19 protein-coding genes and 1 tRNA gene are annotated in these 22,792 nt (G+C 67.3%); 12 read left to right on the top strand and 8 right to left on the bottom strand.

What is annotated here, in order from left to right; translation table 11 throughout:
- Window positions 1-36 precede the first annotated feature (36 nt).
- From ACFQ9R_RS27345 to atzF, 4 genes are all read left to right on the top strand, one after another.
- Window positions 37-1,623 (top strand): hypothetical protein, encoded by a 1,587-nt coding sequence (locus ACFQ9R_RS27345; protein ID WP_378994330.1) that lies wholly within the window; start codon window positions 37-39, stop codon window positions 1,621-1,623.
- Between the two features lie 67 nt (window positions 1,624-1,690).
- Window positions 1,691-1,764 (top strand) — tRNA-Pro (locus ACFQ9R_RS27350).
- Between the two features lie 383 nt (window positions 1,765-2,147).
- Window positions 2,148-2,852: a GntR family transcriptional regulator gene (locus tag ACFQ9R_RS27355; protein ID WP_378994332.1), complete on the top strand. Its 705-nt coding sequence runs from the start codon at window positions 2,148-2,150 to the stop codon at window positions 2,850-2,852.
- Between the two features lie 10 nt (window positions 2,853-2,862).
- Window positions 2,863-4,560, top strand: coding sequence for an allophanate hydrolase (gene atzF / locus ACFQ9R_RS27360; RefSeq protein ID WP_378994334.1), 1,698 nt, complete (start codon window positions 2,863-2,865; stop codon window positions 4,558-4,560).
- Here the strand turns inward: atzF and ACFQ9R_RS27365 are convergent.
- Window positions 4,517-5,185, bottom strand: coding sequence for an arsenate reductase ArsC (locus ACFQ9R_RS27365; protein ID WP_378994336.1), 669 nt, complete (start codon window positions 5,183-5,185; stop codon window positions 4,517-4,519). The genes atzF and ACFQ9R_RS27365 overlap by 44 nt on opposite strands.
- A gap of 762 nt (window positions 5,186-5,947) precedes the next feature.
- Here ACFQ9R_RS27365 and ACFQ9R_RS27370 point away from each other — a divergent pair.
- The gene (locus ACFQ9R_RS27370) at window positions 5,948-7,186 is read left to right on the top strand and encodes an APC family permease (protein WP_378994338.1); all 1,239 of its coding nucleotides are present in this window, start codon (window positions 5,948-5,950) and stop codon (window positions 7,184-7,186) included.
- Between the two features lie 75 nt (window positions 7,187-7,261).
- Window positions 7,262-8,605, top strand: coding sequence for a serine hydrolase domain-containing protein (locus ACFQ9R_RS27375; RefSeq protein ID WP_378994341.1), 1,344 nt, complete (start codon window positions 7,262-7,264; stop codon window positions 8,603-8,605).
- Here ACFQ9R_RS27375 and ACFQ9R_RS27380 read toward each other — a convergent pair.
- Window positions 8,602-9,009, bottom strand: a complete 408-nt coding sequence (locus ACFQ9R_RS27380; protein WP_378994343.1) for a nuclear transport factor 2 family protein — start codon at window positions 9,007-9,009, stop codon at window positions 8,602-8,604. The genes ACFQ9R_RS27375 and ACFQ9R_RS27380 overlap by 4 nt on opposite strands.
- 91 nt (window positions 9,010-9,100) lie before the next feature.
- Here ACFQ9R_RS27380 and ACFQ9R_RS27385 point away from each other — a divergent pair, with 91 nt between their 5' ends.
- Window positions 9,101-9,658: a TetR/AcrR family transcriptional regulator gene (locus ACFQ9R_RS27385; protein ID WP_378994345.1), complete on the top strand. Its 558-nt coding sequence runs from the start codon at window positions 9,101-9,103 to the stop codon at window positions 9,656-9,658.
- A gap of 51 nt (window positions 9,659-9,709) precedes the next feature.
- Here ACFQ9R_RS27385 and ACFQ9R_RS27390 read toward each other — a convergent pair whose 3' ends face one another.
- The 3 genes from ACFQ9R_RS27390 to ACFQ9R_RS27400 form a co-directional block, all read right to left on the bottom strand.
- Window positions 9,710-10,744, bottom strand: coding sequence for an aspartate-semialdehyde dehydrogenase (locus ACFQ9R_RS27390; RefSeq protein ID WP_378994347.1), 1,035 nt, complete (start codon window positions 10,742-10,744; stop codon window positions 9,710-9,712).
- A 3-nt stretch (window positions 10,745-10,747) separates the two neighbouring features.
- Complete coding sequence (locus tag ACFQ9R_RS27395) at window positions 10,748-12,013, bottom strand: aspartate kinase (RefSeq protein WP_378638675.1); 1,266 nt, start codon at window positions 12,011-12,013, stop codon at window positions 10,748-10,750.
- A 135-nt stretch (window positions 12,014-12,148) separates the two neighbouring features.
- Complete coding sequence (locus tag ACFQ9R_RS27400) at window positions 12,149-12,721, bottom strand: dihydrofolate reductase family protein (RefSeq protein ID WP_378994350.1); 573 nt, start codon at window positions 12,719-12,721, stop codon at window positions 12,149-12,151.
- Between the two features lie 71 nt (window positions 12,722-12,792).
- Between ACFQ9R_RS27400 and ACFQ9R_RS27405 the strand changes: the two genes are divergently transcribed.
- The 3 genes from ACFQ9R_RS27405 (at window position 12,793) to ACFQ9R_RS27415 (ending at window position 15,201) form a co-directional block, all read left to right on the top strand.
- The gene (locus ACFQ9R_RS27405) at window positions 12,793-13,365 is read left to right on the top strand and encodes a TetR/AcrR family transcriptional regulator (protein ID WP_378994352.1); all 573 of its coding nucleotides are present in this window, start codon (window positions 12,793-12,795) and stop codon (window positions 13,363-13,365) included.
- 98 nt (window positions 13,366-13,463) lie between these two features.
- The gene (locus tag ACFQ9R_RS27410; protein WP_378994354.1) at window positions 13,464-13,922 is read left to right on the top strand and encodes an SRPBCC family protein; all 459 of its coding nucleotides are present in this window, start codon (window positions 13,464-13,466) and stop codon (window positions 13,920-13,922) included.
- Window positions 13,923-13,998: 76 nt separating this feature from the next.
- On the top strand, window positions 13,999-15,201 hold the full coding sequence (locus tag ACFQ9R_RS27415) for a low temperature requirement protein A (RefSeq protein ID WP_378994356.1): 1,203 nt from the start codon (window positions 13,999-14,001) through the stop codon (window positions 15,199-15,201).
- Here the strand turns inward: ACFQ9R_RS27415 and ACFQ9R_RS27420 are convergent.
- From ACFQ9R_RS27420 to ACFQ9R_RS27430, 3 genes are all read right to left on the bottom strand, one after another.
- Entirely contained in the window at window positions 15,188-16,021 is an 834-nt protein-coding gene (locus tag ACFQ9R_RS27420) for an ion transporter (RefSeq protein ID WP_378994358.1), read from the bottom strand. The two genes, ACFQ9R_RS27415 and ACFQ9R_RS27420, sit on opposite strands and share 14 nt — an antisense overlap.
- 117 nt (window positions 16,022-16,138) lie before the next feature.
- Complete coding sequence (locus ACFQ9R_RS27425; RefSeq protein ID WP_378994360.1) at window positions 16,139-17,749, bottom strand: GMC oxidoreductase; 1,611 nt, start codon at window positions 17,747-17,749, stop codon at window positions 16,139-16,141.
- Between the two features lie 118 nt (window positions 17,750-17,867).
- Window positions 17,868-18,635 (bottom strand): sulfite exporter TauE/SafE family protein, encoded by a 768-nt coding sequence (locus ACFQ9R_RS27430; protein ID WP_378994362.1) that lies wholly within the window; start codon window positions 18,633-18,635, stop codon window positions 17,868-17,870.
- Window positions 18,636-18,934: 299 nt separating this feature from the next.
- Here ACFQ9R_RS27430 and leuA point away from each other — a divergent pair, with 299 nt between their 5' ends.
- Both leuA and ACFQ9R_RS27440 read left to right on the top strand, forming a co-directional pair.
- A complete protein-coding gene (gene leuA, locus ACFQ9R_RS27435; RefSeq protein WP_378994364.1) occupies window positions 18,935-20,731 on the top strand; it encodes a 2-isopropylmalate synthase in 1,797 nt (598 codons plus the stop codon).
- A gap of 314 nt (window positions 20,732-21,045) precedes the next feature.
- Window positions 21,046-22,782: an AAA family ATPase gene (locus tag ACFQ9R_RS27440; protein ID WP_378994366.1), complete on the top strand. Its 1,737-nt coding sequence runs from the start codon at window positions 21,046-21,048 to the stop codon at window positions 22,780-22,782.
- Window positions 22,783-22,792 lie beyond the last annotated feature (10 nt).

Below are 22,792 nucleotides of genomic sequence, written 5' to 3' on the forward strand. Positions count from 1 at the left end.
ACGACATTGTCATTGAGGTGTCATCAGGAGACGACCGTGAGCAGTGGATCCGACGACAGGCGCGACGACCCGACCGTATTCGGCGGGCCCGGCGCACCGAACCAGCCCGACCAGCAGTGGCAGCGGCCCGGTTCGCCGGATCCGGCTGCGGAACAGCCGAATCCGGGCGCACCAGATCCCACCGCGGTGTGGACGCCGGGCAGCACCGGCCTCCCTCCAACCCTGCGCTGGGACGGCTCCGGGCCACCACCCGGGCTTCCCGAACCCACGCAGTGGGCGCCGGCGGGTCCGCAGGATTGGCAGGATTCCGGTAATCCCGCTGCGGGACAGCAGGTTCCGCAGCCGGGACAGGCCGACCCCACCCAACTGCGCCAGCCGGCACCCTGGCCCGGGGCGAATCCGCCTGTGGGCCAGCCGGGTTCGAATCAGCCTTGGCAGCCCGGCATGAATACACCCGCCGGACAACCTGGCCAGCAGTGGCACCCCGAGCCCCCGCAGCCGGGCGGACCGGTAGCTCCCGGCGCCAATTTTCCTGGCGGACACCCTGGTTCGAATCAGCAGTGGCAACCGGGCATGAATCCGCCTGCCGGACAACAGCCTCCGGGTCAGTGGGGCGCGCCGGTACCTCCCGGTCAGCAGTGGGGCGGTCCCTCGGCCGGTGCGCAGCACCAGTGGGGCGCCCCGGCGAATCCGCCCGGTCAGCAGCAGTGGGGCACGCCGGCCGGGCAGGCAGACCCGACCAGAGTCGGCGCACCGGGCTGGCAGCAGCAGGCACCGCAGCAATACGGCGAAATCCCCCCGCTGGATCACCAGGGCATCCAGCCTTACGGCCAGCCGCTCCCGCCCAACCAGAAATCCGGGAACAAGGCGGCGATCTGGGCAGCGGCAGGTGTGGCGGCGCTACTTCTGGTCGGCGGCACGATCACCGCAGTCGCGCTCACCCGCGGCGACGACGCACCGACGACCACCGCGGGCGGCGCTCCTTCGATGGTCAGCGCCCTGTCCACCACCCCGGCACCGGCCTCGTCGAGCAAGCCCAAACCCAGCACCACCACCCCCTCCCCCTCGGGCGCCGCATCGAATCGCAAACCCCTGATCGAGGGCTACCAGGTAGTCGCCTCCCCGGACCGTGGCGCCGCCTACGACGTCCCGGCAGGCTGGAAGGTCGCCACCGAAACCACCATCGGCGGCGTCGGTGAACCCCCGGGCGACTCGGTGATCGGCAAGGGCTACGCCTCCGACGGCCGCGACTACTGCCCGAACTCCACCCGCACCATGTCGCTGCTCACCGGCTCCAAGAACGCCGACAACGCCGCGGCGGGCGCCGAACTCGGCACCAAGGCCGCCCCCCTCGCCTACCAGGGCTCGAAAGGCACCCCCGGCCCCGCCCAGCCACTGAAGTCGATCGACGGCAAAACCGAGGGCATGTTCACCGAGACCACCGGCACCGTCCCCGCCCCCAAACCCGGCTGCGCCGGCACCTACTCCGTCTACACCTACGCCTTCAAGGGCGCCAAGGACGGCAGCTTCGTCATGGTCATGATCGCCGACACCGGCGTTCCCGGCGCCATCGACGCCGCCGAGGCCAAGCGCATCTTCAGCTCCATCAGATCCCTCGACTAACCCCCATCTGACCAGCCAATTTAACGTTTCACGACCCCACGTTGTAAGCTACTTCAGGTTCGCCTCACGGGGTGTGGCGCAGCTTGGTAGCGCGCTTCGTTCGGGACGAAGAGGTCGCAGGTTCAAATCCTGTCACCCCGACGTGTTGGTTGAGACACAGAAGAGCCCCTGATCAGTTCACTGGTCAGGGGCTCTTCGCTTGTCTGTGGGGGTTTGCGGTCGAGGGGGTTCGGCCAGCAGATGGTGAGGGCCGTGAGGGAGATCAGGCCGAGGATGAGGGCCAGGATGGTGGGGCACATGGGGGTCGCCCTTCCGGGGTGAGCGGAGTGGGAGCGCGGCGGTGGGCTCGTGGTCGAGTGTGGGCGCCTCCATGGCGAACGGGGTTGCCTGCGTGTTCGGGGTTGGTTGAGAAGTTCTCCCCACGCGAGGTTGCCCGTGGTGAGGGTGTCGGTGTGAGCAAGGGATAACCTGCCGCTTACTTTCTGTCACTTGATAGAAATTCGCGGTCGATAGCGTATACACCCATGTCGACAAGGGTGGATGCACCGGCCGAGGGCTCGGGAAGGCCGTTGCGCGACGTCGTGTACTCGACGTTGCGGGGGGAGTTGATGAACGGGGACATCCGGTTCGGGGAGCGGCTCACCGAACCCAAACTGTCGACCAGGTTCGGAATCTCCCGCACGCCGGTTCGGGAAGCACTCACCATGCTCTGCTCGGACGGGCTGTTGCAGCGCGAGGAGTTCGGGTTCAGTCCGGTGCGGCCGAGTGTGGCGCGGATTCGCGATCTCTACGAGCTGCGGCTGACCCTGGAACTGGGTGGCATGACGCGGGTACGAGCGGATCCGCGGATCACCCACGACACCGCGCTGCTCCACGCCGAGCGGCAGAAGTGGCTGGCGCTACAGGCCGACCCGCCCGCCCAGGAGCCGGGTTTCGTCGTCGTCGACGAGGAATTCCATGTCGCCCTGCTGACCGCGGCGGGCAATGCCGAGATGGTGCGCGCCCTGGTGGCGGTGAACTCCCGGATCCGGCATGTCCGCATGTACGACTTCATGATCAACAACCGCATCGAGACCACGATCAGCGAGCACCTCGGCATTCTCGACGCCGTCCTCGCCGGTGATCTCACACTGGCCCAGCAGCTCTTGCACACCCACATCGGCGATTCGCTGGATGTGGTGCTCGAGCGGATCTCGCGTGCTGTCGCCGCCATGTCGCTGAGTGAATAGAGGAGCGTTTATGTCTGCCACCCCGACCGCACGGGTCGCCGCCGCCTACGCACGAATCGCCGAGGTGGATCGGCCCGAGGTCTGGATCACGCTGCGCTCCCAGGAGGTGCTGACGACCGAAGCCGTCGACCTGGAACGCCGTGTCGCCGCGGGCGAGCAGTTGCCGCTGGCGGGCCTGCTCCTCGCGGTGAAAGACAACGTCGACGTGGCCGGCTTGCCCACCACCGCCGCCTGTCCTGAATTCGCTTACGAGGCAACGGAAACTGCGTCGTCGGTGCAGCGGCTGGTCGCGGCGGGCGCACTGGTGCTCGGCAAGACCAACCTCGACCAGTTCGCCACCGGGCTCGTCGGCACGCGCAGCCCCTACGGCGCCGTCCGCAACGCCCTTCATCCCGAATTGATCTCCGGCGGTTCGAGTTCCGGTTCCGCGGCGGCGGTCGCGCTCGGCATCGCCGACCTCGCCATCGGCACCGACACGGCAGGTTCGGGACGCGTACCCGCCGCACTGCACGGTATCGTCGGCATCAAGGCCACGCTCGGCGTGATCCCCACCCACGGCGTCGTCCCCGCCTGCGCCGACTATGATGCGGTCACCATTTTCGCCGCCGACCTGGACCTGGCGGTCACCGCCGTGAAGACGATGGCGGGCAAGGACTCTCGCGACCCACGCAGCCGCGAATGGCCCGCCGACGTCCGCCTCGCGGCATCCGCCGAGCCCGAGATCGCCATCCCCCGGCCCGAAGACCTCGAACCGCTGAGCCCGGCCTACCGAACGGCGTTCACGGAAACTGTCGCGGCCCTGCGTGCTCACGGCCTGCGCCTCACCGAAATCGATATCTCGCCACTTCTCGACGCGGCCCGCCTGCTCTACGACGGCGCGATAGTCGCCGAGCGGTACGCGGCGGTCGGCGAGTTCGTCGACAAGGGCGCACCGGGTCTCGACCGCACTGTCGCCGGAATAATCAGTGCCGCACGAGCACTCGACGCGCACACGTTCGCGCAGGACCTGGACGCCCTGGCCCGAGCCCGCACCACCGCGACAACGCTGCTCACCGGCTTCGACGGCCTCCTACTGCCCACCACCACCGAACACCCGTCGATCGCCGAAGTGGAAGCCGACCCGCTCGCGATCAACCGCCGGCTGGGCACCTACACGAATTTCTGCAACCTCCTCGATCTCGCCGCCGTCGCGATCCCCGGCAAGCCCACCACCGATAACCTGCCGTTCGGCGTCACGATCGCAGTCCCCGCGTTCGCCGACCAATCGGCGGTCGACCTCGCCGCGCGCATCCTCGGCACCCCGGCGCCGCTGCTCGTGGAAACCGGTGTGCCCCTTGCCGTGTTCGGCGCCCACCTGCGCGGCCAACCGCTGCACTGGCAACTCGAACAACTCGGCGCCCGCTTCGCCGGCGAGATCGCCACCTCCGACGCCTATCGCCTGACCGCCCTCGACACCACCCCGGCCAAACCCGGACTGGTCCGCCACGGTGAGGGACACGGCGCACCGATCCTCGGCGAACTGTTCCTCGTCTCCCCCGCGGGCCTCGGCCGATTCCTCGCCGAACTACCGCCGCCGATGGCCCTGACCAGTATCGATCTCTCCGACGGACGCGCGGTGGTCGGCTTCGCGTGCAGCTACGACGCCGCCGTCGCCGCCACCGATATCACGCGGTACGGGAGCTGGGTGGCGTATCTACGGGATCGGTGACGTCGATGCCGAGCTCGGCGAGCAGGCCCGTCACGCGATGGCCGATGTCGTCGCGGATGGGCCGCACCTGCTCGGTCTCGAGGCCGGCCGGATCATCGATGATCCACTCCACGTAGCGCACCCCGGGCACCAGCGGACAGGTATCGCCGCAGCCCATCGTGACGATCACATCGGCGGCACGGATGATCTCATCGGTCCACGGTTTCGGGTACTCGCGCGAGATGTCGATGTCGACCTCCGCCATCACCGCCACCGCGGCCGGATTGAGCTGCCCACTCGGCACCGACCCGCCCGACCAGGCCACCGCTCGGCCCAGCGCCAGCTCTTCGAAGAATCCGAGCGCCATCTGCGACCGGCCCGCGTTGTGGGTACACAGGAACAGCACCGTCGGACGCGGCCGGGCCACCTTGCCCTCGATCTTGGCCAGCGCCTGCAACCGTTGGCGCCCGAACCGCTCGGCCAGCAGCGGTAAGTACAGGGTCACCGTCGCCCGAGCAGCGAAATTCTCGTAGGAGGAATGCAGGAAACGATGGATCGTCTCCAGCTCGAACATCGTCGCGAATTCTTCGCGCAGCCGCGCCTCGGCACGGTCGAGCGCGTCGGAGTGCTCCGCTATTTCGACCACCCCCCAACACTTACCCGAATCCGGGCCATACGCAAACGCCCGGGCCGATCACCCCTCGATCGACCGGCCCGGCACGCGTACTCACCGACATAACGTGGAACATCTTCGGCCCAGCCCGTCGGTGTGGTTACCGTCGGCAGTGCGTCTTCAGCGTCTGGAAGAGCCACCTTCTGGTCTGCACCGCCGGGTCCGACCGATCACCCCTCGAGACCGATCGGACCCGGTTGTTCCGGTGTCTGAAGCAACAATGCGGTGTCGGTCTCTAGAGCTTCTTAAGAACAACTTGTCGGCGAAGTCGGGTTTTCGGCGATGATAGAAGTACCGACGCAAGGAGATCGACCATGGAAACCGCGATCGTCTGGTTGCTGGCAAGCCTTCTGTACTGGTTCAGCAACTTCTGATCCCCTGACACCGTCCACGAGAGAGCCCGGAATCAGGCCCTTCGCCCACCCATGAGACGAGGCAGGTACGCGTATCGCCGTACCTGCCTCGTGCCGTTGTGTGGATCACATCGAGCCGCCGGAATAGTTCACCGGCAGCAGCGGTTGGACTCACTGTCGACGTCCGAACAGCCCCGGGCCTCACCCCATTTGTCGCTACGAGCGACCACCCGCCGAGAGGCGCTTGTGGGGCGTCGGCACCCTGACGGGCCGTCCTCGAGGCGGCCCATCGACTCGAACGCCGCCAGGTCACCCTCATCGACCTGGCGGCGTTTGCCGTATCCGGGTCGCGGGCCACGCGCGCGTGCTCGAGGATGGGTGCATGACTTCGGATGGGCAGTTGCGGCGGGGACTGGGGCTGGGGGATTCAGTAGTGGTGGGGCTGGGGGCGATGGTGGGGGCCGGGGTGTTCGCGGCGTTGAGCCCTGCGGCGGGGGTGAGTGGGTCCTGGTTGCTGGTGGCCTTGGGGGTGGCCGCGGTTATCGCCTATTGCAATGCGATGTCGTCGGCGCGATTGGCTGCGTTGTATCCGGTGTCCGGGGGGACGTATGTGTACGGGCGGGAACGGCTGGGGGCGTTCTGGGGGTATCTGGCGGGGTGGGGGTTCGTGGTCGGCAAGACGGCGTCGTGCGCGGCGATGGCGTTGACGGTGGGGAGTTACGCGTGGCCTGAGCAGGCGCACGCGGTGGCGGTGGGGGCCGTGGTGGTGGTGACGGGGATCAACTATGTGGGGGTGCAGAAGTCCGCGCTGGCTTCGCGGGTGATCGTGGGCGTGGTGCTGGCGGTGCTGGCGGCGGTTGTCGTGATGGGAGTCGGTGGGAGTCATTCGGGGGCATCGGTTCTCGACCAGGAGATCGGGCCGTACGGGGTGTTGCAGGCGGCGGGGTTGTTGTTCTTCGCGTTCGCCGGGTACGCGCGGATCGCCACGCTCGGCGAGGAGGTGCGTGCGCCGGAGCGGACCATTCCGCGGGCGATCATGCTGGCGCTGGCAGTGGCATTGGCGGTGTACGCGCTGGTGGCGGTGGCCGCGTTGCTGACGTTGGGGTCGGGTGGGCTGGCGGCCGCGCGTGATCCACTCGCGCAGGTGGTCGAGGCGGCGGGGGCGGGATGGCTGGCGCCGGTGGTTCGGGTGGGTGCGGTGCTGGCGGCGGCGGGTTCGCTGATGGCGTTGGTCCTGGGGGTCTCGCGGACCGCGCTGGCGATGGCGCGCGACGGGCATCTGCCGCGGGCGCTGGCGATGATCCATCCGAAATACGCGGTGCCGCATCGGGCCGAGCTCGCGGTGGGTATGGTGGTCGCGGTGCTCGCGGCGACGGTGGATCTGCGTGCGGCGATCGGGTTCTCCTCGTTCGCCGTGCTCGCCTATTACCTTGTTGCCAACCTGTCCGCGGCCACACTGACCGCCGCCGAGGGCAGGCCGCAGCGCTGGGTTCCGGTGCTCGGAGCGGCGGGTTGCGTGGTGGTCGGGTTCGCGTTGCCGATCGAGTCGGTGCTGGCCGGGCTCACGGTCCTCGCGGCCGGCGCGGGGGTCTACGGGATTCGCAGTGTTGCGGGGAAGTGAACATGCCTGTGATTAGGGGATTCAGCGGCCACGCTATACGGGTTACGGTGCGCGGCACGGGCTACTCTCGCCCGCATGCGGCACATCACGGGCGTTTTCGCGGGAACGATCGCTGCGGTGCTGGCCTCGGCGTGCCTATTCGCCGTTCCGGCGCACGCCGCGCCGAGTACGACCTGCGAGGTGACCTCAGGTCGCGACCTGGAGCGCGCCGAGCCCGAACAGGTGGGGCTGGATTCGGCGAAAATCGAAGCGGCACTGCAGTTCGCGGCCACCCGCAACCGGCTCAATGTCCAGATCTTCCGGCACAACTGTCTCGTCGGTGAGGGCCTGCGCAACGACGAGACCGGCAATACGCCGTGGAACGTCTGGAGCGTCACCAAGTCGGTGGTGTCGATGCTGGCCGGAATCGCTTCCGACGAAGGCAGAATCGATATCGCCGCCCCCATCGACCGCTACCTGCCGCCCGGACTCGGCGACGCGGCGCACCGGTCGATCACTGTCGAGAACCTGCTCACCGAGACCTCCGGCATGCAGGTGGGAGTGCTGTCCGAGGGCATCACCGCGGTGATCCCCATCGACCCGCACTCGGCGGTGCAGGCGCTGTCGGTGCAGCTGACCAATCCGCCCGGCACCACGTTCAGCTACAGCCAGCGCAATGTCGATCTGCTGTCCTACGTGATCGAGCTGGCCGTCGGCGAACCGCTACAGCAGTTCGCGCAGCGGGAATTGTTCGACCCGCTCGGCATCCCGCGCAGCGACTATTACTGGGCAAGTGACCGATCCGGTCATACCTACGGCTACGCCCATCTCCTGCTGCCGCCCAACGACCTGGCCAAGATCGGCCTGCTCGTCTCGAACGACGGCCGCTGGGGCGCCGACCGGGTGATCTCCTCGGACTATCTGCGCAAAGCCCGCACACCGTCGGCGGCGAACAGCTGCTACGGCTACCTGTTCTGGCTGGGCGCCGATTGCAGCGAATCCCCCGACTTCCTGCCCCCCGACACGTTTTTCATGTCCGGACTCGGCCTGCAGAACGTCTTCTTCCTGCCGAGCCTGGACATGACGGTGATGTGGACAGGCCCGTTCGGCAACCAGACCGCCTACGGCCCGAGCGGCATCCTCGCCCACGCCGAAGAACTGCCCCACGAGTTCTTCCGCCGTCTGTTCGCCGCCGTCACCGATGCCGCGGTGCCGATCGCCGAACCGTATGTGGAGCCCCCGCTGGAATTCGACGCGGGCAAACTCATCGACGCCAACATCCTGCTGGCCGTATTCGGCATCGGCCCCGGCGCCTACCCCGGCTGCACCGTCTTCGATTGCCTCAACCAGCCCCTGGCCGCACCCTTCGCCAGCATCCCACCGGGCTGCGCCATCCTGGCCTGCGTAGGCCACGACCCACGCACCCCGGGAATCCGCTAGCCGTTCACAGCCGCGGCGAGTCGGCCCGAGTCCAGGTAGTCGCGAAACAGCACTACTTCCCCCTCCCGAACCCGGATCACCGTGATGGCGGAGCGCACTCGGATCCGCTCCGCCCCGGGCTTGGTCACCTCGACCTCGGTCTCGACCACCACGGTCTCCGGATCGTCGGTGGCGTAGATACGGGGATGAACCGCGTGGATCCGGACCGATGACGTGGCGGCCCAAGCCTCGTCCAGGGCGGCGCGGATCGCCGCCCTGCCCTCGATCCGAGCTGGTGCGCCCGGCGGCGTGAACGGCAGCTCGAAAACGCCGTCGGCGGCGAACGACTCGGTGAACGCGGCCGCGTCGCGGGCGGGGAGAACGGCCATGAGCCGTTCGGCGACCTGGACCGGAGTGGGGATCATCGGCAGCCTTTCGATGAAACGGAACGATGGACCCGCTTATCATCCGGAACGCTCGCCCCGCTTGTCAACGACCGCCGATACAATCACGGCCGTGACCGACGAACCACGCCCGCTGCGCGCCGATGCCCGCCGCAACCGCGAACGGGTGCTGGCCGCGGCCCAGGAAGCCTTTGCCGCCGAAGGGATTTCGGTTCCCCTCGACGACATCGCCCGGCGCGCGGGCGTCGGCGCGGGCACCGTCTACCGGCATTTTCCGACCAAGGAAGCGCTGTTCACCGCCGCGATCATCGACCGAGTCGAACGTGCCGCCGCCTACGCGCGCGAACTCGGTACCGCCGACGACGCGGGCAGCGCCTTCTTCGAATTCCTGGCCTTCCTCGGAAGCGAGAACGGCGTGAAACGCGAGCTGGCCGACGCGGTCGGCTCGGAGCGGCTGGCCGCGCTAGGACCTACCGCCGACCTGAGTACGGCGATCGGGATCCTGCTGGTGCGGGCGCAAAAGGCGGGCGCGATCCGACCGGACCTGGAGGTCGACGACCTGATGCTCATCCTGAAAGCGGGGTTCGCCGCCACCCGCGACGCCGACGATCGCCGGCGCCGTCTCACCTTCTCGGTCATTCTCGACGGGTTGCGCCGGGTCGAGCCCTGACAACGACAAAGGCCGGGCACACCCGAAGGTGGCCCGGCCGTCGACGGGTGATCAGCGGTTCTCGAGCAGAACTTCCGCGATTTGAATCGTGTTCAGCGCGGCGCCCTTTCGCAGGTTGTCGCCCGAGATGAAGAGCGCGAGACCGCGACCGCTCGGCACGCCCGGATCGTGGCGGATGCGGCCGACGAGGGAGTCGTCCTGGCCTGCGGCGGCCAGCGGGGTCGGCACGTCGACCAGACGTACGCCCGACGCCTTGGCCAGCAGGTCCTTGGCCTGCTGCACCGAAATCGGTTCGGCGAATTCGGCATTGATCGACAGCGAGTGCCCGGTGAAGACCGGGACCCGCACGCAGGTGCCGCTCACCAGCAGGTCGGGCAGGCCCAGGATCTTGCGGCTCTCGTTGCGCAGCTTCTGGTCTTCGTCGGTCTCGAAGGAACCGTCGTCGACCAGCGCACCGGCCAGCGGGATCACGTTGAAGGCGATCGGCGCGACGTAGTTGTTCGGCGCGGGGAACTCGGCGTCCGAACCGTCGTGCACCAGCTTCTCCGCGTCGGCGGACACCGCGCGGATCTGCGAGGCGAGTTCCTCGACACCGGACAGACCGGAGCCGGATACAGCCTGGTAGGACGACACGATCAGGCGCTGCAAACCGGCCACGTCGTGCAGCGGCTTGAGCACCGGCATCGCGGCCATGGTGGTGCAGTTCGGGTTCGCGATGATGCCCTTGGGCAGGTTGCGGGTGGCCTCGGGGTTGACCTCCGACACCACCAGCGGCACATCGGGGTCCTTGCGCCATGCCGAGGAATTGTCGATCACGGTGACGCCCGCCGCGGCGAAGCGCGGGGCCTGCACACGCGACATGGTGGCACCGGCCGAGAACAGCGCGATGTCGAGGCCCGACGGATCGGCCGTCTCGGTGTCCTCGACGACGATCTCGCCACCGCGCCAGGGCAGCGTCTTGCCCGCCGAACGCGAGGAGGCGAAGAACCGCACCTCGTCGGCCGGGAAGTTGCGCTCTTCGAGCAGCTTGCGCATGACGGCGCCGACCTGACCGGTCGCGCCGACAACACCTACACGTACACCCATTGCTTAACGCCCCGTTCCGCCGTGGACGACAGCGGCTTCATCGCCGCCGAGATCGAATGCCTTGTGCAACACCTGCACCGCTTCATCCAGTTCCGTATCACGCACGAGCACCGAGATCCGGATCTCCGAGGTGGAGATCAGGTCGATGTTGACGCCCGCGTTGGCCAGCGCCTCACAGAAGGTGGCGGTGACACCCGGGTGCGACTTCATCCCCGCGCCGACCAGGGAGACCTTGCCGATGTGATCGTCGGAGAGGATCTCGGCGAAGCCGATCTCGTCCTGACGCTCGGTGAGCTTCTGCACCGCGCGGACCAGGTCGGTCTTGGGGCAGGTGAAGGTGATGTCGGTCTTGCCCGTGTCGACCTTGGAGATGTTCTGCAGCACCATGTCGATGTTGATCTCGGCGTCGGCCACCGCGCGGAACACCTTGGCCGCGTAGCCCGGCTCGTCGGGCAGGGCGACGACGGTCACCTTGGCCTCGCTGCGGTCGTGTGCGACGCCGGTCAGGATTGCCTGCTCCACGGGAATGTCCTCCATCGATCCGAAAACAGTGGTGCCGATCTTGTCGGTGTAGGACGACCGAACATGAACGGGAACGTTGTAGCGGCGCGCGTACTCCACGCAGCGCAGCATGAGCACCTTCGACCCGCAGGCCGCCATCTCGAGCATCTCCTCGTAGGAGATCTTGTCGAGCTTCTGGGCGTCGGGGACGATGCGCGGGTCGGCGGAGAAAATGCCGTCGACGTCGGTGTAGATCTCGCAGACATCGGCTTTCAGCGCCGCGGCCAGCGCGACGGCGGTGGTGTCGGAGCCGCCACGGCCCAGCGTGGTGACGTCCTTGCTGTCCTGGCTCACGCCCTGGAAGCCGGCCACCAGCACGATCTGCCCCTCGGCCAGCGCCTCCTGCAGGCGGCCCGGGGTCACGTCGATGATCTTGGCGTTGCCGTGCGCGCCGGTGGTGATCACGCCGGCCTGCGAGCCGGTGAACGAGCGAGCTTCGGCGCCGAGCGTGTGAATAGCCATGGCCACCAAGGCATTCGAGATGCGCTCGCCCGAGGTGAGCAGCATGTCCATCTCGCGAGCAGGCGGCGCCGGGGCCACCTGCTCCGCGAGATCGAGCAACTCATCGGTCGTGTCGCCCATCGCCGAGCACACGACAACTACATCGTGCCCCTGCTTCTTGGTCTCCACGATCCGTTCAGCGACGCGCCGGATCCGCTCGGCGGTAGCCACCGAGGATCCTCCGTACTTCTGAACTACGAGAGCCACAGCAGGTCCTTCACGATCGAGTGTCAGGTTGGTATCAGCGACCAAGAGTACCGGGCGCGGGCCACCGGTTTTGCTGCTACCTGCCCTGCCTGTGGAAAACGACACAGGCTTGTCACCTGTGGATAACCACGGAATTCACGCGCGATCGAACCAGGTGACCTGCGTGCCGTTGTCGAATTCCTTGCGCTGTACCGGAACGAACTGTGTCGGTTTGAAGACGCCGGTGAAGACCGGGACACCCTCGCCCGCGACGATCGGATAGCTCTTGATGATCATCGCGTCGATCTCGTCGAGCAGCTGCCCGGCCAGCTTCCCGCCGCCACACAGCCAGATGTCGCCGCCCTCGCGCTGCTTGAGCTCGCGCACCAGCTCGAGGGGATCACCGGAGACGATCTCGACTCCGGGATGGTCGGCCTGGTCGAGTGTGGACGAGACGACGTACTGCTTCAGGTGCGAGAACGGGCTCTCGACGTGCTCATCCGGCAGCACGTAGGTGCCGCGCCCCATCAGCACGGTGTCCCAGTTCTTGGCAGGCAGGTCGGGGTCCATGCCGAAGTGCGCGCGCAGGTGGGTCGGGATGGCGTCGGGAAACTCCGTCATCATCCACTCCACATAGTTCTGCGGTGTCGGATAGAAGTCGACCTCGCCGCCGGAGCCCGCGATGTAGCCGTCCAGGGAGACGCCGATGTAGTAGACAAGCTTTCGCATGGTTACCGCCTCAGATGTAGTACTCTGTTTGAAGTGGTTTCAACGTAGTACTACGGATGGAGTGGTGTCAAGTGCGAACTAATCCCGAACGTCGGCAAGCCCTGCTCGACGCGGCCATCGAGGTCCTCGCCGACGAGGGCGCCCGCGGCCTCACCTTCCGCGCGGTGGACAAACAGGCGGCCGTCCCCGCGGGCACCGCGTCGAACTACTTCGCCAATCGCGACGAACTGCTCACCCAGGCCGGTGTCCGCTTCTACGAGGTGGTGCAGCCGAGCGAGGAGACGATGGCCCTGGTCAGCGACGGCCCGAAGGACATCGACAACATCACCACGCTGATGAAAGAGGTGGTCGGGCGCATCGAATCGCATCGCAAGGCCTATCTCGCGCTGCTCGAACTACGACTCGAGGCAACCCGGCGGCCCGAACTGCGCACGGTGCTCACCGAACGCGTCCGGGCCGACATCGATTTCAACGTCCGCAACCATCTGGCGTCCGGTCTACCCGGTGACGCGGAGTCGGTACTACTGCTCTATCTGGCGCTCAATTGGCTCATCGTCGAACACCTCACACTGCCCGGAATCTTCACCGAGGAGCAGAGCATGGCACTGATCGAAACGGCCGTCGAGCGTGTGATAAGCAGCTGACCCGGTCATTTGTCCAGACCATAGACGTGTTGACGATCACTGGTACCACTGTGCACAATCGGGCGCGAAAGCTGCGGGGGTTCGGAGGATAGACACAGATGCGCTCGAAGATCGACATCCGATTCACCGTTGACGCCGAGATCGACCAAGTGATGGACGCACTACTGGCCGTTGACCTGATGTCGGAGTGGTCGACCTCGCTCAGTGATGTCCGGGTCGGGCCGCGCGATGCCGACGGCAGGCCGCGCCGAGTTTTCGCCACCGCCCACTTCATGGGTAACTCCGACGCCCAGGTGCTCGAATACTCCTGGGAGCAGTACCGGTCCGAGTGGCGGGTGGTCGACAGCAGCCGCGGTTCCAAGGGCGGCGGCTGGATCGAACTGGTCGACACCCCGGAGGGCACCGAGGTCGACTACCACGTAGAACTCTCCCTTCCGCTGCCCATTCCGGGCATCCTGTTCAACCGAAGCCTGCGCAAACTGCACGACGAGACGGTCGCGAACTTCATCGACTTCGCCGAGCGGTACCCAGAGGTCGGTGGCTTCGCGGCCGGCTAGTTCGCGCCGTCGCCGAACCCCCGCGTCGTCGATCTTCAGTCCGCGAATCGCAACCCGGGGTGCGAATATTGACCCCATGATCGGAAATCGACGGGTCCGGTTCCAGCCCGTCACCGAAGAGAACTCGGTGACCCAGCTCGAGCTGTTCTTCGACCTGGTGATCGTCTTCGCGTTCACCATGGTCACCGCACTGGCCGCCGACGACACCACCGCGGCGAACATGCTGCGTGCGACGCTGGTCCTGGCCCTGATGTGGTGGCTGTGGATCGCGTATTCGTGGCTGGGCAATGTGGTGCGTGCCGACGAGGGCATCACGCGGGTCGCGATGTTCGTCGCGATGGGCGGTGCGTTCCTGGCCGCGCTCACCATTCCCGAGGCCTTCAGCGATCTGGCCGGTGGCTGGTTCGGTCCGCTGGTGTTCGCGGTGGCCTATCTGGTCGTGCGACTGGTGCACGTGGTGGTGTTCTGGACGATCAGCGCCGGGGATGCTCAGCTGCGCAGGCAGTTGCTGCGCTGGGCGGTCGGCTCGGTCACCGTCGGAACGACACTGCTGGTCGTCGCCGCGATGACGACCGGTCTCACCCAGATCCTGCTGTGGCTCGCCGCGATCGTCGGGGACATGGTCTGGACCTGGGCGGCGGGCACCGACTGGCGCCTCAACTCGGCCAAGCACTACTCCGAACGCTACGGGCTCATCATCATCGTGGCGCTGGGCGAATCCATCGTCTCGATCGGCATCGGAGTGGCCGGACTGCCCATTTCGTGGCCGATCACGCTCGGTTCGATGCTCGGCTTGGCCATATCCGGCCTGCTGTGGTGGCTGTACTTCGATGTCGCCGCGATCTCGATCGAGCACGCGTTCGCCCATGCCAAGGACGCGCGACAGATCAAGATCGCCCAGACCACCTACATGTACGGGCATTTCCCGATGATCGTCGGCATCATCGGGCTCTCGCTCGGCTTGAAGAAGGTGCTGTACTACGTCGGCGATTCCTCGCATCACACGCTCACCGATCCGCTGTACGGCATCCCGCTCGGCGCGCTCTACGGTGGCCCCGCGCTGTTCCTGCTCGGCATCACGTTCGCGAAATACTATGCGACCAAGTCATTGTCGACCGAACGCCTGGTGGTAGCCGCGTTGCTGTTCGCGCTCATCCCGTTCGCCGCGCACCTGCCCGCGCTCGCCTCGCTCACCGTGCTGTGCGCGCTGCTGTCCGTGCTGGTGATCTTCGAGACCCTGCGCTTCGCCCAGCCGCGCGACCAGATCAGGCACGCTTGACCTGACCGAGGTGGTGGCGCACGCCGTGCTCGGCGGGCGTCGCCCCTCGGTGTGAGGGCGGGACCCGCACCCCGGCACGCACCGCGTCGTTGATCTGGTCGAGGTTCTCCCGCAGCATGTCCGCGACCAGTTCGTCGGTGCGCGGGTCGTCGAGCAGCTGGCGCAGCATCCGGTAGACCGTGTCGGCGACGAGCCGGATGATGTCGTCGTGGAACGGGACGTAGCGCAGTTTGCCGGTCTGCGGATCGTTCTTGATCAGGTCCATGATCAGCTGGTCGACCTCGGCGTGGTTCTCCTCCAGCGCGGCGGCGATGTTCTGGGTGTAGTGGCCCGCGCGCAGGACCTTGGAGACCTCGTCGAGGATCGCGATCGTCATCGGACGCTTGATCACGTCGACGATCGTGCCGACGAACCGGTTGACGATCGTCGCGGTGACCCGCTCCCCCAGCGCCCGGTCGGCTACCCGGCCCAGCCGGATCAAGATCACCACGATGCGCAGCAGCCGGAAACTGCGGAACAGCGGGCTGGTCACCGGGATCATGCCGAGCACTTCGTACCAGTAGATGAACGGGAACGACCACGGCCACCCCGCCCGCCGCCAGCGCCAGATGAACTCGACGAGGAAGATCGCGCAGATCGACGTGTCGACGATGACGATCGCGTGGTACGTCGGGCCGCTGACCTCGAAGAAGGTGATCCACACGACCAGCACCACCGAGATGATCGCGAGGATCAGCATGAGGATGTCGGTACGCAGAGTCGGCGTTTTCGAGCGCACGTCCGGCAGGGCCTCGACCCGTTCGATCCCCGGTGAAGCCACTGTTGCTCCTGAATATCTGGCGGTCGGCGCCGCGTAGGTCGGCCTTGACATCGCTGCCCACGCTAATTGGTCGACCGACGCCGCGAGGGGAGTTGCCGACGCCGGTCGGTGGCGTGTTCAGCCGCGCAGGACGGCCTCGATGTTGCGTTCCGCCAGTGCGGTGATGGTCAGGGACGGGTTGACCGTCGCGGTGCTGCCGGGAATCGCGGCACCGTCCATCACATAGAGGCCGGGGTGTCCGTGGACGCGGCCGAAGGCGTCGGTGGCTTTGCCGAGGACCGCGCCGCCGAGCGGGTGCGCGGTGAACTGGGCGTTGGCGTCGTAGCCCAGCGCGCCGTATTCGGCGACCGCGCCCGCGCGCTCGGCGATCCGGTGGTCGACCACGCGAGCCGCCGCGGCGACCGCGTGCTGCGTGGCCGTCGACCAGTTCAGGCCGACGCCGCCCGACGCCGTGTGATAGCCGAAACGGGCACGGGTCGGGTCGAGGACCATGCCGAGCGAGGCCAGCGCGCCGGTCTCGAACGGGATACCGGGGATGTACCAGTTCTCCAGGGTGAGGGGCACGTTGGATTCGTCGTGGATCCGGCTGGCGCTCGGCACACCTTGGCCCTGGCCCGCGATAGCGCTCGCGCCGCGGGCCAGCACCACGTCACCGTTGGTGCCGAAGCCGTCGCCGATGTGCTCGTTGAGGTTGGGCAGCGTGCCGGTGGCCTGGGCGCGGACCAGCAGCTCCGAAGTACCGATGGAGCCCGCGCCGAGGAACAGCTTGTCGCACGTCAGGTTGCGGGTGCTCAGCACCTGACCGGTCGGAGCCAGCTTCGATACGGCCACCACGAACCGGCCGCTCGCCTCCTGGGCGATGGCGTCGACGCGGTGGCCGGGGAACACCTGGGACTTGCCGGTCTCGCGGGCGTAGCGCAGGTAGTTCTGGTTGAGGTCGAACTTGGCGCCGTTGGAGTTGCCGAGGTTCGAGCGGGCCGTGGTGGCGGAGGCACGGGAGGTGCCCGCGAGCTCGCTGCGCAGCACGTCCCAGGTGAAGATCGAGTCGTTGGGCAGCGGCTGGTATCCGGCCGCGCGCACCTGGTCGTCCCAGGCGCGCGAGTGCGCGAACGGCGAGGAGTTGTAGATGTCGGCCGGCATCGTGTCGAGCCGCAGCATCTGGCGCACCCGCGGGTAGTAGACGCTTTCCAGCTCGCCGTAATCGACGACGCCACCGAAGACCTGGTCGAACAGTGTGCGTTGCGGAGCCACCATCGCTCCGCTGAAGATCACCGAACCGCCGCCGACCGCGGCGGCGCGCCACACGTCGAGCCCGGAATATTCGGTCACATCCAGCACCCCGCCGAACGCGCTGAAACTCATCGGCACCTTGGTGACGCCGGTGAAGCTGGTGCGATGCCAGAACCCGCGGCCGTCGGGCAGATCGTCGCCGGTGAAGATCTCACGCCACGGGTCGTTGGGCCAGTGTGAACCGCGCTCGAGCACGGTGTTGGCGATCCCGGCCTCGGCCAGGCGCAGCGCCGTCACGGCGGCGCCGAAGCCGGATCCGATGACGATGGCCTGCGTGTGGGCGGGTGCGTCCGGAATCGGCGCGAAGATCTCCGGCACCCAGGACTGGAACATCGCCTCGCGCGGATCCGCCGAAGCGGGCACGCTCGCCAGCGTCGTTCCCACAGCACCGGCAACAGCCGCCAGTCCCGCCGCCTTGAAAAAGGCACGTCTGTGCACCAGGCCACCTCCCTCATCACGCATGGCCGACGCGAAGAATACCTTGCAAACCGGACAATCGCCCGGTCGTACGGGTATTTGTCACATGTCATGGCGACGCGTGGTGCGGGGTGGGACCTCAGCTGGTGAGCAGGCGGATCACCGCGATCGTGCCTACAACCACGATCACCCCTCTGAGCGCATTCGGCGGTAACTTCCGCCCGACCTTCGCGCCGAGCTGCCCGCCGATGATCGAGCCGACCGCGATCAACGCGACCACCTGCCAGTCCACCTCCGCGATCGCGATGAAGATCACCGCCGACACCCCGTTGACGATCAGCGCGAGCACGTTCTTCACGCCGTTGAGCCGCTGGATGTCCTCGTGCACGAACACCCCGAGCAGACCGATCAGCAGCACACCCTGGGCGGCCCCGAAGTAGCCGCCGTAGATGCCGGTGGCGAAGACCGCGACCAGCAGAATCGGGCCGCCGTGTTCCGGCGCCGCCGACGCACCGTTCGCCCTGCGCTGCTTCACCCACGCGGCCAGTCGCGGCTGCACGACGACCAGGATCAGCGCCACGATGATGAGGACAGGGACGATCGCCTTGAACGCCTCCGCGGGCATCGTCAGCAGCAGGATCGCGCCGGTGATGCCGCCCAGCAGCGACGCGGTGCCCAGCTGCAGCAGTCGGGACCGCTGCCCCTCCAGTTCCCGCCGATAGCCGATCACCCCGCTCACCGAGCCGGGGACTAGACCGATCGTGTTCGACACATTCGCTGTCACCGGCGGCAACCCGAACGCGAGCAGCGTGGGAAAGGTGATCAGCGTGCCCGATCCGACGATCGTATTGATGCCACCCGCCGCGATGCCCGCGGCGAAGATGGCCACCTGTTGTAACCAAGTCATGCGAATTCCTTTGGTACGTCTCGTCGGACGCGAAGGTCCGTACAAGCGTGCGTTATGGGGGAAACCGTACTGGTCAACCGGTGAGCGAAAGCCAGCGGACTCGGTTCACCTAATTGGCCCGGGTCGCTTACGAGCAAGGGTGGGCACGCGGTAAGCTCGGAGGATCATGCTGCAGCGGGCTCTTCTTCTCGGCCGCCGCGACGGGTCCTGATACGGACCGGCTCCCGTCGCGGGGTTCCAACGCGCCGGTCGACCCGCTCCCATTCACGGGAATCCATCACACCCACGGAGAAACTTGCATGTCCTCGGCTGACGCATTCGTATCCGCTTCGCGCACCATTTCGGCCCCCGGCAAACCCGCACCGGCCGACCAGCCCGCCTGGAACACCCAGAAGAACTCCTCGATGCCGTCGTTCCGGTATCGCCCCTTCGCCGAAGAGGTCGAGCCGATCACGGTGCCCGACCGCACCTGGCCGGACAAGATCATCGATCGCGCCCCCGCGTGGTGCGCCGTCGACCTGCGCGACGGCAACCAGGCCCTGATCGACCCGATGAGCCCGGCCCGCAAGCGCCGCATGTTCGACCTGCTGGTGCGGATGGGCTACAAGGAGATCGAGGTCGGTTTCCCGGCCGCGAGCCAGACCGACTTCGATTTCGTCCGCGAGATCATCGAAGACGGCGCGGTCCCCGCCGACGTCACCATCCAGGTCCTCACCCAGTGCCGCCCCGAGCTGATCGAGCGCACCTTCCAGGCCTGCGCGGGCGCACCGAACGTGATCGTGCACTTCTACAACTCCACCTCGATCCTGCAGCGTCGCGTGGTCTTCCGCGCCGAGCGCGACGCGGTGAAGAAGATCGCCACCGATGCCGCGAAGCTGTGCCTGGAGATCGAGAAGCGCTACCCCGACACCGAGTGGCGCTACGAGTACAGCCCGGAGTCCTACACCGGCACCGAGCTCGACTACGCCCGCGAGGTCTGCGACGCGGTCTCCGAGATCATCGCGCCGACCCCGGCCAAGCCGCTGATCATCAACCTGCCCGCGACCGTCGAGATGGCCACGCCGAACGTGTACGCCGACTCGATCGAGTGGATGCACCGCAACCTGGCCCGCCGCGACTCGATCGTGCTGTCGCTGCACCCGCACAACGACCGTGGCACCGCCGTCGCGGCCGCCGAGCTGGGTTACCAGGCCGGCGCCGACCGCATCGAGGGCTGCCTGTTCGGCAACGGTGAGCGCACCGGCAACGTCTGCCTGGTCACCCTGGGCATGAACATGTTCTCGCGCGGCATCGACCCGCAGATCAACTTCTCCGATATCGACGAGGTCCGTCGCACGGTGGAGTACTGCAACCAGCTGGCCGTCGCCGAGCGTCACCCCTACGGCGGCGATCTGGTCTACACCGCCTTCTCCGGCAGCCACCAGGACGCGATCAACAAGGGCCTGGACGCGATGAAGGCCGCCGCCGACGCCCAGGGCGCCGATGTGGCCGACATCGTCTGGGAGGTCCCGTACCTGCCGATCGACCCGAAGGATGTCGGCCGCACCTACGAGGCCGTGATCCGGGTGAACTCGCAGTCGGGCAAGGGCGGCGTGGCCTACATCATGAAGACCGATCACGGTCTGGTGCTGCCGCGTCGCCTGCAGATCGAGTTCTCGCAGGCGATCCAGGCGATCACCGACGGTGAGGGCGGCGAGGTGACGCCCAAGGAGATGTGGGACGTCTTCGCCACCGAGTACCTGAACCCGATCCTGCCGCTCGAGCGGATCAAGCAGAAGGTCACCGCGGCCGAGACCGACGGCGGCGTCGACTCGATCGTGGCCACCGTGAAGGTCGACGGCGTCGAGCAGGAGATCAGCGGTTCCGGCAACGGCCCGCTGGCGGCGTTCGTCGACGCGATCGCGACCGTGGGCTTCGAGGTCCGCGTCCTCGACTACAGCGAGCACGCCATGTCCGCGGGCGACGACGCCCAGGCCGCGGCTTACGTCGAGGTAGCCATCGGCGACAAGGTCGTCTGGGGCGTCGGCATCGCCACCTCGATCACCACCGCCTCGCTGCGAGCCGTCGTCTCGGCCGTGAACCGCGCGGCGCAGTAGCTCGCTCTATGGCGGCCGGGACCTGAGGTCCCGGCCGCTTTTGTGCCTGTGGATAGATTCTCGGGCCTGTGGACAACTTCGGTTCGCCCGGTCGGCCTCGTTCCGGATATACCGGTTGAGCTGGGAGCATTCGAATTCGCTCTGGGGCATGGGAGTTACTGCCCCCGACGCGCGAAAATTGCCTCCGTGTTAGCGTTTTAGGGCATATTCAGCGCCGAGCTTTCCTGCTCGTTCAGCGAGCAAGTGGGGGAACTGTGACCAACAACGACCATAATCCGACCTCGCCGCCGTGGCTGCAGAGTCCGTCGGCTGACGTGTCCGAAGCTGCGTCCGGTCCCTCCGGTGTGCAGACCGCGACCGAGGACGACATCGAGCCCGCCGACACCGCTGCCGAGCCGACCGGTGACGCCGTCGAGCCGTCGACCGGTGACCAGCCCGTCGCCGAGCCCGGCGCGGCCGGCCTCGCCGACCAGACCGTGTACCAGCCCGCCGGTTTCGCGCCGCCGGGCCAGTTCGCGCAGGGCGCGCCGTACTCGGTGCCGGATCCGTACCAGAACAACGGCGGGCAGCCGCCGGTGAACGGCCCCGAGCAGCAGCCGTGGCCGGGTCAGCCGGGCGAGCAGCCGTGGCTTCCTGGTCAGCCGAGCGCCGAACAGCCTTACCCCGGTCCGCACGCGACGGGCGAGCAGCCGCAGCCCGGCGTGCCGCCGCAGTACCCCGGCGCGGAGGGTCAGCCGTACCCCGGTCCCGAACAGCAGCAGCAGTTCCCCGCCCAGGAGCAGGGCCCGCAGTCCGAGCCCATCTACAGCTGGGCGCCTCCGCCGCCGCCGATGTACCAGCAGCCGATGCAGGGTGGGATGCCGCCCGGTCAGCAGCCGGAACAGCCGGGGCAGTTCCCCGGCCAGCATCCCGATCAGGGACAGTTCCCCGGTCAGCACGGGCAGTTCCCCGGCCAGCTCGGCCAGCCTGGTCCCCCGCCGGGTCAGCAGTGGGGCGGCGGCCCGGCTCCCCAGCAGCAGCAGCCGTTCCAGCCGCAGCACATGCAGGCACCGGGCCAGCCCGGCCATTCGGTGAACGACCTGAACCTGCTCAAGCGCGCGCGGAAGTCGCCGCGCAGCGGGTGGCGCAAGGCTGTGCACAAGGTGTCCGGCGGTGTGATCAATCCGGGTGAGTCGGCGGCGGATGTCGTCTACCGCGATCTCGGCGAACGGGTCAACCAGCCCGTGCGCGGCGACTACCGGATCGCGATCCTCTCGCTCAAGGGCGGTGTCGGCAAGACCACCACCACGGTCGGTCTCGGCTCCACCTTCGCGTCCCAGCGTGGTGACCGCGTCATCGCCATCGATGCCAACCCCGACCTGGGCACGCTCGCCCACCGGGTACCGCGCCAGACCCGTTCGACGGTGCGCAATCTGCTCGAAGACCAGCAGATCACCCGCTACTCGGATGTCCGCGCACACACCTCGCAGGCCCCGAGCCGACTGGAAGTGCTTGCCTCCGAACAGGATCCGGCCGTGTCGGAGGCCTTCAGCGAGGCCGACTACCGCAAGGCCATCGGCATCCTGCAGTCGTTCTACAACATCATCCTCACCGACTGCGGCACCGGCCTGATGCACTCGGCGATGTCGGGCGTGCTGGACATGGCGAGCTCGCTGGTGCTGGTCACCTCCCCCGCGATCGACGGTGCGCGCAGCGCGTCGGCGACGCTGGACTGGCTCGATCACCACGGCTACTCCAAGCTGGTCGAACGCACCGTCGTCGTCGTGAACGCTTCTCGCCGTGGCGCTTCCACGGTCGACCTGGATCAGCTGCGCAAGCTGTTCCTCGACCGCACCCGCGCCGTGCAGATCGTCCCGTTCGACGATCACCTGGCCGAGGGCGCCGAGATCGACCTCGAACTGGTCAGCAAGCCGACCAGGCGGGCCCTGCTCGAACTGGCCGCGATGGTCGCCGACGACTTCAGCTACCACGGTCAGCAGCACCAGCAGCAGCAGCCGTATCAGCCGGGCCAGCCCTACCCGGGTCAGCAGTACCAGCCGGGTCAGTTCTGAGGTAGCACCG

The sequence above is a fragment of the Nocardia sp. NPDC056541 genome, assembly GCF_042794235.1.
Lineage (GTDB): Bacteria > Actinomycetota > Actinomycetes > Mycobacteriales > Mycobacteriaceae > Nocardia.